Genomic DNA, 11,415 nt, shown 5'->3' with positions numbered 1-11,415 from the left:
GGGGGACTTGAACCCCCACGCCCGATAAAGGGCACTAGCACCTCAAGCTAGCGCGTCTGCCATTCCGCCACCCGGACCAGGTGTCTCGCCTTCGGGCTTCCTTTCGGCTGCCCCCTGGCGACAAAGAGAACATTACCAGGCTTCCGGAGTGCTTCTCACCTGCGTTTTCGAGGTGTGGGGGCGGTCCGGTGGGGCAATTCGGGCGCAAGGTGGGCAAGGTGGGCGGAGATCGGGGTGAAACTGCTGGTGGTGGGGGTTCGGGCGGGTGTTCTGGCGGCAGACCTGGCGGTGCGGGCGGCCAGGAGGGGGCAGGTCGCGCACCGAATCGGTCGGGAAGCTTCACGACACGCGTGAATCCTGTCCCGGTGCGGGTCGCCGGGGGCTGCTCTCCTAGCCTCGGGTCACCAGGAGCCCCGAGCGGAACGCCCGAAGTCCCGACAGCTGCCGCCGGCTCCCGTTCACCGCGTGAAGGGCGGCGTGCAGTGGAAGAGACGCAGAAGGCGGTCACGGACGCGGCCACCTGGCGCTCCGGACGGGAGCCCGGGCCGGGGGTGTGGCGGTTCACCGCGGAGCCGCAGGAGTCCTCGGTGCCGCGGACCAGGCACGCGGTGCGGGACCGGCTGCTGGCCCAGGGGATGGCGGGGGAGCGGTACCAGGAGCTGGTGGACGATCTGCTGCTGATCGTCTCGGAGCTGGTGTCGAACGCGGTCACGCACGCCGCGGCGCTCTCCCCGCAGGTGCACTGCGAGCTGATGATCGACCCGGAGCGGGTGCGGATCTCGGTGCTCGACGGCCACCCGTACCGCCCCCGGGCGCAGGAGAACGACCCGGTCCGTCCGGGCGGGCGCGGGCTGCTGCTGGTGAAGAGCGTCACCCTGCAGGCGGGGGGCGAGTGCGACGTGGAGCGGACCGAGGACGGCGGCAAGGTGATCTGGGCCAGCCTGCCGCTGCCCGCACCGGGGCCCGCCGGGACGGGGGACGGTCCCGACGAGGACCCGGACTACTGACGGGCCGAGGTCACCAGTCGTTGCCGGCGATCTCCCGGATCCCCGGCAGCGCGGCCTCGAAGACCGTCTCGAACCACACCGAGAACGGCTTCTCGGCCCGTAGCGCGCGCAGCTCGGCGGCGGTGACGAACCGGGTGTCCTCGACCTCCTCCGGGGCCGGGTCCGGCTCGGCGGTGATCAGGCCGACGAACAGGTGGTTCCACTCCCGCTCGATCAGCCCGGTGCTCTCGTCCGGCAGGTCGTAGCGGACGGTGCCGGCCTCGCAGAGCAGCGCGGGGGCGGCGCCCAGCTCCTCGGCGGTGCGGCGGGCGGCTGCCACGAACGGCAGCTCGCCGGGGTAGGGGTGGCCGCAGCAGGTGTTCGACCAGACGCCCGGCGAGTGGTACTTGCCGAGCGCCCGGCGCTGCAGCAGCATCCGTCCCTGCCGGTCGAACAGGAACACCGAGAAGGCGCGGTGGAGCCGGCCCGGCTGCTGGTGGGCCCAGTGCTTCTCCCCGGTCCCGATGGTCACGCCGTGGTCGTCGACCAGCTCCAGCAGGATCTCACCGGGTGCGGCCGCGGACGGGACGGCGAGCTCGGGCGAGAGGTCGTCGGTCGGGCTGACAGCAGGACTCATGGGCGCAATGCCCCTTTCGGCACGTGGACCGGGGGCGGCCCCGGGGCCGCCCACCCCGGTCCTGAGGTCGGCTGCGCGCACGTCGGACCGGACCGGCCCGGTCCGCCGACGGCGTCGGGGCCCAAGTCTGCCGCATGCCCCGGCGGGCTCGGGGCCGCGACGCACACCGCCGGGGCGGCGGACCGGATGTTCGACGGAACTGTTCGATCCGCGATCATCGGCCGTCGCCGGACGTTCACGTCGCACCCGTAGTTGATCGGTCGGCCCGCCCGGGGCGCGTTCTGGCAGGTGGTCGGGGTCGCCTACCATCAGTGAGACCGGGCGGTCCGCAAGGCGCGCCCGTACGGCGCGCCGCAGCCGCGGCCGCGTCCCGGCGCCCGACCCGCACCGCGCCGGACCACCCGAGACCCTGGAGTCCCGCATGATCGGCCTCGTCCTGGCCGCCGGCGCAGGCCGCCGGCTTCGTCCGTACACCGACACCCTGCCCAAGGCGCTGGTGCCGGTCGACGGGGAGCGGACGGTGCTCGACCTGACCCTGGGGAACTTCGCCGAGGTCGGCCTGCGGGAGGCCGCGATCGTCGTCGGCTACCGCAAGGAGGCGGTGTACGACCGCAAGCAGGCGCTGGAGCAGAAGTACGGCGTGAAGCTCACCCTGGTCGAGAACGACAAGGCCGAGGAGTGGAACAACGCCTACTCCCTGTGGTGCGCCCGCGACCTGTTCGGCGAGGGCCTGCTGCTGGCCAACGGCGACACCGTCCACCCGGCGTCGGTGCAGCGCACCATGCTGGACGGCAACGACCGGCGGATCAAGGAGGGCCGGGCCCCCGGCATCCTGCTGGCGCTGGACACCGTGAAGAAGCTCGCCGACGAGGAGATGAAGGTCGTCGTCGACCCGGAGCTCGGGGTGCGCCGGATCACCAAGCTGATGGACCCGCTGGACGCCACCGGCGAGTACATCGGCGTCACGGTGATCAACCCGTCCGCCGGCCCGGCGCTGGCCGACGCCCTCAAGGCGGTCTTCGAGCGCGACCCGCAGCTGTACTACGAGGACGGCTACCAGGAGATGGTCGACCGCGGCCTGACCGTGGACGTCCAGCCGATCGGCGAGGTCTCCTGGGTCGAGGTCGACAACCACGACGACCTGGCCAAGGCCCGGGAGATCGCGTGCCGGTACTGACCCGACTGGTGCCCTCGCCGGTGTTCGTCGAGGTGCGGGCCGGCGCGCTGGACGCGCTCGGCGGCATCCTCGCCGACCAGCGGCTGTCCCCGGCGGGCCGGATCGCGGTGGCGATCAGCGGCGGCTCCGGCCTGCTGCTGCGCGAGCGCCTGGAGCCGGCGCTGCCGGGCGCGGACTGGTACCAGGTCGACGACGGCACCCTGGACAGCGCGGTCCGACTGACCGACGAGATCCGCCGCGGCCACTACGACGCCCTGGTGGGCCTCGGCGGCGGCAAGATCATCGACGTGGCCAAGTACGCGGCCGCCCGGGTCGGCCTGCCGGTGGTCGCGGTCGCCACCAACCTCGCCCACGACGGCATCTGCTCCCCGGTCTCCACCCTCGACAACGACGCCGGCCGCGGCTCCTACGGGGTGCCCGGGCCGATCGGCATCGTGGTCGACCTGGACGTCATCGCCAAGGCGCCGAAGCGGTTCGTGGCGGCCGGGATCGGCGACGCCGTCTCCAACATCTCGGCCTGCGCGGACTGGGAGCTCTCGCACACCGTCACCGGCGAGCCGGTCGACGGCCTGGCGGTGGCGATGGCCCGGGCGGCCGGCGAGAACCTGCTGCGGCACCCGGGCACCCTGGAGGACCCGGACCTGCTGACCACGCTCGCGGAAGCCCTGGTACTGTCCGGCATCGCGATGAACATCGCGGGCAGCACCCGGCCCAGCTCGGGCGCCTGCCACGAGATCTCGCACGCCCTGGACGTGCTGTACCCCAAGCGGTCCGCCCAGCATGGCGAGCAGGTCGGCCTCGGCGCGGCCTTCGCCTGCTTCCTGCGGGGCGAGCGGGACCTGTCCGGACTGATCGTGGAACGCCTGCGCTTCCACGGCCTGCCGGTGACGGCCGATCAGATCGGCTTCACCGAGGCGGAGTTCACCGAAGCGGTGCACTACGCTCCGAACACCAGACCGGGGCGCTTCACCATCCTCGAACACCTCGACCTCTCCGCCACAGACATCAGGGACGCGTACGCCGACTATGTCCAAGCCGTCAACAGCTGAACGCCCGCCGGTTGACCTCACCCGCCGCCCGTCGATCGAGGAGCTCCGGGCGGTCATCCACCCGGAGGGCATGCTCCAGCGACGCAGCGCCGAGCACTGGGCCGGCCGCCTCTACATGCGGAAGATCTCGCTGCGGATCACCCGCATCCTGTCGACCGTGACCGTGATCACGCCCAACGGCCTGACCTACCTGATGATGCTCACCGGGATCCTGGCGGGCATCGCCCTGGTGGTCCCGGGCCTCACCGGCGCGATCCTCGGCGCCCTGCTGATCCAGGTCTACCTGCTGCTGGACTGCGTGGACGGCGAGGTCGCCCGCTGGCGCCGGCAGACCTCGCTCACCGGCGTCTACCTGGACCGGGTCGGCCACTACATGTCCGAGGCGGCGCTGCTCACCGGCCTCGGCCTGCGGGCCACCGACCTGCTGCACCGCGAGGGCTCGCACTCCGCCTGGCAGTGGGCGTTCCTCGGCACGCTGGCCGCGCTCGGCGCGATCCTGATCAAGTCCGAGACCGACCTGGTCGACGTCGCCCGGGCCCGCTCCGGGATGACCGCCGTCCTGGACGAGGCCTCGGTGCCGCGGTCGAACGCGGTCGCCAAGGCCCGCCGGGCCGCCTCGCTGCTGAAGTTCCACCGCCTGGTCGGCGCCGTCGAGGCCTCGCTGTTCATCCTGGCCGCCGGCATCGCCGACGCGGTCCGCGGCGACCTGTTCTTCACCCGCCTCGCCGTGGTGGTGCTGGCCGCCATCGCGATGCTGCAGACCGTCCTGCACCTGCTGTCCATCGTGCTCTCCAGCAGGCTGCGATGAGCGACGACTTCCGCCTCGGCGCGGTCATCATCACGATGGGCAACCGGCCCGCCGAGCTGAACGCGCTGATCGAGTCGGTGCGGGCCCAGCAGGGCTCGCCGGTCGAGCTCGCCGTGGTCGGCAACGGCGCCCCGCTGCCGCCGCTGCCGGCGGGCGTGCGCACCGCCGAACTGCCCGAGAACCTGGGCATCCCCGGCGGCCGCAACGTCGGCATCGAGCTGTTCGGCCCGGACGGCCGGGACGTCGACGCGGTGCTGTTCCTGGACGACGACGGCCTGCTGCCGAACACCGACTCCGCCGAGCTGCTCCGGCAGGCGTTCACCGCCGACCCGTCGCTGGGCATCGTCTCGTTCCGGATCGCCGACCCGGAGACCGGCACCACGCAGCGCCGGCACGTGCCCCGGCTGCGCGCCAGCGACCCGATGCACGGCTCCCGGGTCACCACCTTCCTGGGCGGCGCCAGCGCGGTGCGCAGCGCGGTCTTCCCGCAGGCCGGACAGCTGCCCGCGGAGTTCTTCTACGCGCACGAGGAGACCGACCTGGCCTGGCGGGCGCTGGACGCCGGCTGGTCGATCGACTACCGCCCGGACGTGGTGCTGTACCACCCGGCGACCTCCCCGGCCCGGCACGCGGCGTACTTCCACAACATCGCCCGCAACCGGGTGTGGCTGGCCCGGCGGAACCTTCCGGCCCCTCTGGTGCCTCTCTACCTGGGAACCTGGTTCCTGCTGACGGTCGCCCGCCGCCCCTCCGGGTCGGCGCTGAAGGCGTGGCTCGGCGGGTTCCGGGCAGGCTGGAGCGAGTCCTGCGGCCCGCGCCGGCCGATGAAGTGGTCCACCGTCTGGCGCTTGACCAGGCTCGGCAGACCGCCAATCATCTGATCGCAACCGGTCGGCGTTTCCCCACGCCGGCCGCGCGCAAACCCGAGCTCCCCGTGGTACGCCCCGGTTCCGCGTCCCGTCCTCCCGGGCGCGGGATTTCGACCCCCTGAAGGACGAATGTGTCGACACTGAGTGACCCGGTCAACCTCTCCGCACCGAGGGGCGCCGACGCGGGTCTGACCCCGAAGCAACTGGCGGACAAGTACGGGCTGTCCGTCAGCGGCAAGCGGCCGAGTCTGCCGAAGTACGTCCGCCAGCTGTGGGCCCGGCGCGCCTTCATCAGCGCGTTCGCGACCGCCCGCCTGGTCGCGCAGTACACCACCGCGAAGCTCGGCCAGCTCTGGCAGGTGCTCACCCCGCTGCTCAACTGCGCGGTGTTCTACCTGGTCTTCGGTGTGATCATGCAGAGCCGGGACTCGGTCCCGGTGTACGTCGCCTGGCTGTGCGTCGGCGTCTTCGTCTTCCAGTTCTCGCAGAGCGCGATCCAGGCCGGCACCCGGTCGATCTCCGACAACCTCGGTCTGATCCGGGCGCTGCACTTCCCGCGCGCCGCGCTGCCGATCGCCTTCACCGTGATCCAGCTCCAGCAGCTGCTGATCTCGATGGTGGTGCTGGTCGCCATCGTGCTGCTGAACCACGTCACGCCCACCATGACCTGGCTGCTGATCGTCCCGGCGCTGCTGCTGCAGTCGCTGTTCAACACCGGCCTGGCCATGGTGATGGCCCGGATCGGCGCCAAGACCTCGGACATCTCGCAGCTGATGCCGTTCCTGCTGCGCACCTGGATGTACGTCTCCGGCGTGATGTACAGCGTCTCCGGCTACATCAAGAACTGGCCGGAGATCTGGCAGACGGTCTACTCCTGGAACCCGGCGACGGTCTACATGGACCTGATGCGCTACGCGTTCATGCCGGACAGCTTCGACCCGGCGGTCTACGGGAGCAAGGCGCTGGTCCTTCCCCACCACATCTGGATCATGGCCGGCACCTGGGCGGTCGTCGCCTTCGTCATCGGCTTCGTGTTCTTCTGGAAGTCCGAGGAGGAGTACGGCCGTGGCTGACGCAGCGATCGACACCATGAAGGAGACCACCGCGGTGGACAACCAGGCCCGGGTCCCCACTGTGGTCGCGGACGACGTGCACATCATCTACAAGGTGCACGGCGCGGGCGCCGGCAAGGGCAGCGCCACCTCGGCGCTGAGCCGGATGATCACCCGCAAGAAGTCGCCCGCGATCCGCGAGGTGCACGCGGTGCGCGGCATCAGCTTCACCGCGTACAAGGGCGAGGCGGTCGGTCTGATCGGCTCCAACGGCTCCGGCAAGTCGACCATGCTGGCGGCCATCGCCGGCCTGCTGCCGACCGCCAAGGGCGCCATCTACACCAACGGCCAGCCCTCGCTGCTGGGCGTGAACGCGGCGCTGATGAACGACCTGACCGGCGAGCGCAACGTGGTGCTGGGCTGCCTGGCGATGGGGATGTCCCCGGCCCAGGTGCGCGAGCGCTACCAGAGCATCGTCGACTTCTCGGGCATCAACGAGAAGGGCGACTTCATCTCGCTGCCGATGCGCACGTACTCCTCCGGCATGGGCGCCCGTCTGCGGTTCTCCATCGCGGCGGCGAAGACCCACGACGTGCTGCTGATCGACGAGGCCCTCGCCACCGGCGACCAGGGCTTCCAGCAGCGCTCCAAGGCCCGGATCAACGAGCTGCGCAAGGAGGCCGGCACGGTCTTCCTGGTCAGCCACGACAACAACGCGATCCGCGAGACCTGCGAGCGCACCATCTGGATCGAGCACGGCGAGCTGATCATGGACGGGCACACCGACGAGGTGGTCCGGCGGTACGAGAAGGGCGAGCGCCCCTGACCGGGGCGCGGCCGACGGTCGCAGGGCCGGTGCACGGGGAACCTCCCCGGCACCGGCCCTGTGCCGTGCGGCGGGTGAAGGCGTGGCGACGGAAGCGTGTCCGAGGCGCGATGGCGGCCGGGACCGGTGTAGAACGGGGGAGTGACGGCAGTGTCGGCTTCAATCAAATCCGATAACCAGACAGCGGCGGTGACGCTGGACAAGGCGGACCTGGAGAACTTCCCGGTCGCCCCCGCCTTCCTGCCCGCCGCCTGGCGCGGCGACCTGATGGCGGTCTACGGCTTCGCCCGGCTGATCGACGACGCCGGCGACGGCGACCTCGCCGACCCCGCCTCCGTCGCCCAGCTGCTGGACGTCCCCGGCGCCCCCGAGGACGAGGGCTTCCGGCTCGCCCTGCTGGACGGCCTGGAGCAGGACCTCGACCGGGCCTTCGCCACCGCCCTCGGCGACGACCGGGCCCAGGGCGGCACCGTGCTCGGCACCGCCGCCGGCGAGCCCCGGCACCCGCTGGTCCGCCGCCTGGTCCCGCTGATCGAACGGCACGCCGTCACCCCGGAGCCGTTCCGCCGGCTGATCGAGGCGAACCGGGTCGACCAGACCGCCACCCGCTACCCGACCTACGCCGACCTGCGGCACTACTGCACGCTGTCCGCCGACCCGGTCGGCCGCCTGGTGCTCGCCCTGGCCGGCCGCGCCACCCCCGCACGCATCGGGATGTCCGACGACATCTGCACCGCGCTGCAGATCGTCGAACACCTGCAGGACGTCGCCGAGGACCTCGACCGCGGCCGGATCTACCTCCCGCAGGAGGACCTCGCCACCTTCGGCGTCACCGAACAGGACCTCGCCGCCCCCGCCGCCTCGCGCGAGGTGCGGCAGCTGATCGCCTGGGAGGCGAGCCGGGCCCGGACCCTGCTCGATCGCGGCGCGCCGCTGGTAGGTACGGTTCACGGGAGGCTTCGACTGCTGCTGGCGGGATTCACCGCCGGCGGGTACGCGGCCCTGGACGCTATCGCGGCGGCCGGGTACGACGTGCTCGCGCACCGGGCGAAGCCGGACAAGCGCCGCCTGGCCGGCCGGGCGGCGGCACTTTTCGCGAAGGGAAGGTGAGCGCCCGCGTGGGGGCATCACCACTGGCGTCCGCGCCGGTCATGGCGGCCTACCGGTACTGCGAGGCGGTCACCGCCCTGCAGGCCCGCAACTTCAGCTACGGCATCCGGCTGCTGCCCGAGGCCAAGCGGCTGGCGATGTCCGCGCTGTACGCGCTGGCCCGCCGGGTCGACGACATCGGCGACGGCGAACTGCCCGCCGAGCAGAAGACCGAGGCGCTGGCCCGCACCCGGGCGCTGCTGGACGAGATCCGGGAGGGCACGGTCGGCGAGGAGGACACCGACCCGATCAAGGTCGCGCTGGCCGACGCCGCCCGCCGCTTCCCGATCCCGCTCGGCGGCTTCGACGAGCTGATCGACGGCGTCGAGATGGACCTCAAGGGCGTCGAGTACGAGACCTTCGACGAGCTCAAGGTGTACTGCCGCTGCGTGGCCGGCTCGATCGGCCGGCTCTCGCTCGGCGTGTACGGCTGCGAGGACTGGGAGCGGGGCGCCGCGTACGCCGACACCCTGGGGCTGGCCCTGCAGCTCACCAACATCCTGCGCGACCTGCGCGAGGACGCCCTGAACGGCCGCACCTACCTGCCCACCGAGGACCTCGTCCGGTTCGGCTGCCAGCAGGGCTTCGCCCTGCCGAAGCTCCCGGCCGGCGCCGACTTCACCGGCCTGGTCGCCTTCGAGGCCGCCCGCGCCCAGCAGGCCTTCACCGAGGGCCTGCAACTGCTGCCGATGCTCGACCGCCGCAGCCGCGCCGCCACCGCCGCGATGGCGGGCATCTACCACCGCCTGCTCGGCCGGATCGCCGCCGACCCGCACTCGGTGCTCCGCGGCCGGGTCTCGCTGCCCGGCTGGGAGAAGGCGTACGTGGCACTGTCCGGGCTCGCCGGAGGGCGTTCTTGATTCTCACGCCAGTTATGTCACGCTGTGTCAACAGGGAGTCGCGACGCGTGCGCACGTTGTTGTGCCCTCAGTCCACTGCTGCCGGGGAGGACCGATGAGCACGCCGACGCCGCAGCGGCAGCGCACCGCCGTGGTGATCGGCGGCGGCCTGGCCGGCATCACCGCCGCGCTCCGCCTCGCCGACGCCGGCGTGCGCACCACCCTGGTCGAGGCCCGCCCGCGGCTCGGCGGCCTGGCCTTCTCCTTCAAGCGCGGCGACCTGACGGTCGACAACGGCCAGCACGTGTACCTGCGCTGCTGCACCGCCTACCGCGGCCTGATCGACCGGCTCGGCGCGCACGCCCTCACCGACCTGCAGGACCGGCTCGACGTCCCGGTGCTCGGCCTGGCCGCCGACGGCACCCGCAGCCTCGGCCGGCTGCGCCGCGCCGCGCTGCCCGTCCCGCTGCACCTGGCCGGCAGCCTCGCCACCTACCGCCACCTGGGCCCGGCCGACCGGCTGCGGGTGGTGCGCGGCGCGCTCGCCCTCAAGGGCCTGGACCTGGACGACCCGGCGCTCGACGAGATCTCCTTCGGCGAGTGGCTGCGCCGCCACGGCCAGACCCCGGCCACCATCGAGGCGGTCTGGGACCTGGTGGGCGTCGCCACCCTGAACGCCACCGCCGACCGCACCTCGATGGCGCTGGCCGCCAAGGTGTTCCAGACCGGCCTGCTGTCCGACCCGGGGGCCGCCGACATCGGCGTCGCCCGCGTCCCGCTCGGCGAGATCCACCACGACCGGGCCCGGGCCGAACTCGAACGCGCGGGCGTCCGGGTGCTGCTGCGGGCCAAGGCCGCCGAGCTGAAGGCCGCCGAGCCCCACGCCGTCCGGCTGGAGAGCGGCGAGCTGCTCACCGCCGACACCGTGGTGCTGGCCGGTGCGCAGGACACCGCGGCGGCGCTGCTGCCGGCCGGCGCGATCCCCGGGCAGCAGCGGCTCGCCGAGTTCGGCACCGCGCCGATCCTCAACGTGCACGTGATCTACGACCGGCCGCTGATCCGCCGCCCGTTCTTCGCCGCGATCGGCTCCCCGGTGCAGTTCGTCTTCGACCGCACCGAGCACTCCGGCCTGGCCGTCCCCGGCGCCCAGTACCTGGCGGTGTCGCAGTCCGCCGCCGAGGACGAGATCGACCTGCCGGTCGCCGAGCTGCGCGAGCGCTACCTGCCGGAGCTGGCCCGGCTGCTGCCCGCCGCCCGCGACGCGCGGGTGCTGGACTTCTTCGTCACCCGGGAGCGGACCGCCACCTTCGACCCGGCGCCCGGCACCGCCCGGCTGCGCCCCGGCGCACGCACCGAGGTGCCGGGGATCCTGCTCGCCGGCTCCTGGACGGCCACCGGCTGGCCCGCGACCATGGAGGGCGCGGTGCGCAGCGGCCACGCCGCGGCCGACGCCGCGCTGGCCGGATCCGGCCGGCTCCCGGTTGACCGCGCGGACGGGCGGTGGCCCCGATGACGGCGACCCGGCAGCCCCCTGCCATCGACATCGCACCCGGCCTGCCGCCGTCCGCGGCCGGCCAGACGTACCGAGAGGGAACGCACGTGGAGGCACGCACCGGCTCGACGGTCAGGGACACCCCGACGGTCCTGGACCTGCTGGCGCGCGGGCGCACGCTCTGCACGCCGCCGATGCGCGAGGCCGTCGCCACGCTGGCGGCGCCGATGGACACCGTCGCGGCGTACCACTTCGGCTGGATCGACCGCGACGGCCGGCCCGCCGCGGGCGACGGCGGCAAGGCGGTGCGCCCCGCGCTGGCCCTGCTGTCGGCCGAGGCGGTGGGCGCGGACGCGCAGGTGGGCGTACCGGGCGGCGTGTCGGTCGAACTGGTCCACAATTTCTCCCTTCTCCATGATGATCTGATGGACGGTGACGAGACGCGTCGGCACCGGGCCACCGCCTGGACGGTGTTCGGCCCGGCGCAGGCCGTGCTGGTCGGCGACGCGCTGGCCACCCTCGGCACCGAGG

At 72.7% G+C, this 11,415-nt stretch carries 12 protein-coding genes; 11 read left to right on the top strand and 1 reads right to left on the bottom strand.

Features of this window, described 5'->3' with window-relative positions; genetic code table 11:
• Positions 1 to 482: 482 nt before the first annotated feature.
• On the top strand, positions 483 to 1,007 hold the full coding sequence (locus IEZ12_RS06355; protein WP_189271174.1) for an ATP-binding protein: 525 nt from the start codon (positions 483 to 485) through the stop codon (positions 1,005 to 1,007).
• Between the two features lie 10 nt (positions 1,008 to 1,017).
• On the opposite strand, the gene idi is transcribed toward IEZ12_RS06355, so the two are convergent.
• Positions 1,018 to 1,623, bottom strand: a complete 606-nt coding sequence (idi, locus tag IEZ12_RS06350) for an isopentenyl-diphosphate Delta-isomerase (protein ID WP_043913068.1) — start codon at positions 1,621 to 1,623, stop codon at positions 1,018 to 1,020.
• A gap of 421 nt (positions 1,624 to 2,044) precedes the next feature.
• Here idi and IEZ12_RS06345 point away from each other — a divergent pair, with 421 nt between their 5' ends.
• From IEZ12_RS06345 to IEZ12_RS37815, 10 genes are all read left to right on the top strand, one after another.
• On the top strand, positions 2,045 to 2,800 hold the full coding sequence (locus IEZ12_RS06345) for a phosphocholine cytidylyltransferase family protein (protein ID WP_189271173.1): 756 nt from the start codon (positions 2,045 to 2,047) through the stop codon (positions 2,798 to 2,800).
• Positions 2,788 to 3,849 (top strand): iron-containing alcohol dehydrogenase family protein, encoded by a 1,062-nt coding sequence (locus IEZ12_RS06340; protein ID WP_189271172.1) that lies wholly within the window; start codon positions 2,788 to 2,790, stop codon positions 3,847 to 3,849. Before IEZ12_RS06345 ends, IEZ12_RS06340 begins: the two co-directional genes overlap by 13 nt.
• Positions 3,850 to 3,919: 70 nt before the next feature.
• On the top strand, positions 3,920 to 4,657 hold the full coding sequence (locus IEZ12_RS06335; RefSeq protein WP_189271171.1) for a CDP-alcohol phosphatidyltransferase family protein: 738 nt from the start codon (positions 3,920 to 3,922) through the stop codon (positions 4,655 to 4,657).
• Complete coding sequence (locus tag IEZ12_RS06330; protein ID WP_189271170.1) at positions 4,654 to 5,538, top strand: glycosyltransferase family 2 protein; 885 nt, start codon at positions 4,654 to 4,656, stop codon at positions 5,536 to 5,538. The genes IEZ12_RS06335 and IEZ12_RS06330 overlap by 4 nt, the downstream gene beginning before the upstream one ends.
• Positions 5,539 to 5,657: 119 nt before the next feature.
• A complete protein-coding gene (locus IEZ12_RS06325) occupies positions 5,658 to 6,599 on the top strand; it encodes an ABC transporter permease (RefSeq protein WP_189271169.1) in 942 nt (313 codons plus the stop codon).
• 16 nt (positions 6,600 to 6,615) lie between these two features.
• On the top strand, positions 6,616 to 7,404 hold the full coding sequence (locus tag IEZ12_RS06320) for an ABC transporter ATP-binding protein (RefSeq protein ID WP_043916213.1): 789 nt from the start codon (positions 6,616 to 6,618) through the stop codon (positions 7,402 to 7,404).
• Positions 7,405 to 7,593: 189 nt separating this feature from the next.
• Positions 7,594 to 8,514, top strand: coding sequence for a squalene synthase HpnC (gene hpnC / locus IEZ12_RS06315; protein ID WP_229847293.1), 921 nt, complete (start codon positions 7,594 to 7,596; stop codon positions 8,512 to 8,514).
• A gap of 41 nt (positions 8,515 to 8,555) precedes the next feature.
• Positions 8,556 to 9,413 (top strand): presqualene diphosphate synthase HpnD, encoded by an 858-nt coding sequence (gene hpnD, locus IEZ12_RS06310; protein ID WP_189271368.1) that lies wholly within the window; start codon positions 8,556 to 8,558, stop codon positions 9,411 to 9,413.
• A 94-nt stretch (positions 9,414 to 9,507) separates the two neighbouring features.
• Positions 9,508 to 10,905 carry a hydroxysqualene dehydroxylase HpnE gene (hpnE, locus tag IEZ12_RS06305; RefSeq protein WP_189271167.1) on the top strand — a complete coding sequence of 466 codons (1,398 nt, stop codon included), beginning with the start codon at positions 9,508 to 9,510 and terminating at the stop codon, positions 10,903 to 10,905.
• A gap of 86 nt (positions 10,906 to 10,991) precedes the next feature.
• Positions 10,992 to 11,415 (top strand): polyprenyl synthetase family protein (locus IEZ12_RS37815; protein WP_229847292.1); only part of this gene is annotated, 424 nt, incomplete at its 3' end.

This window comes from Kitasatospora griseola, from assembly GCF_014648555.1.
In the GTDB taxonomy this organism is placed as follows: domain Bacteria; phylum Actinomycetota; class Actinomycetes; order Streptomycetales; family Streptomycetaceae; genus Kitasatospora; species Kitasatospora griseola.
This window is presented reverse-complemented; position numbering and strand designations above follow the sequence as displayed.

Excerpts from the sequence above, each read along its gene's own strand:
- idi (WP_043913068.1), bottom strand. The coding sequence starts at position 1,623 with ATGAGTCCTGCTGTCAGCCCGACCGACGACCTCTCGCCCGAGCTCGCC.
- IEZ12_RS06345 (WP_189271173.1), top strand. The coding sequence starts at position 2,045 with ATGATCGGCCTCGTCCTGGCCGCCGGCGCAGGCCGCCGGCTTCGTCCG.
- IEZ12_RS06335 (WP_189271171.1), top strand. The coding sequence starts at position 3,920 with ATGCTCCAGCGACGCAGCGCCGAGCACTGGGCCGGCCGCCTCTACATG.
- IEZ12_RS06330 (WP_189271170.1), top strand. The coding sequence starts at position 4,654 with ATGAGCGACGACTTCCGCCTCGGCGCGGTCATCATCACGATGGGCAAC.
- IEZ12_RS06320 (WP_043916213.1), top strand. The coding sequence starts at position 6,616 with ATGAAGGAGACCACCGCGGTGGACAACCAGGCCCGGGTCCCCACTGTG.
- hpnD (WP_189271368.1), top strand. The coding sequence starts at position 8,556 with ATGGCGGCCTACCGGTACTGCGAGGCGGTCACCGCCCTGCAGGCCCGC.
- hpnE (WP_189271167.1), top strand. The coding sequence starts at position 9,508 with ATGAGCACGCCGACGCCGCAGCGGCAGCGCACCGCCGTGGTGATCGGC.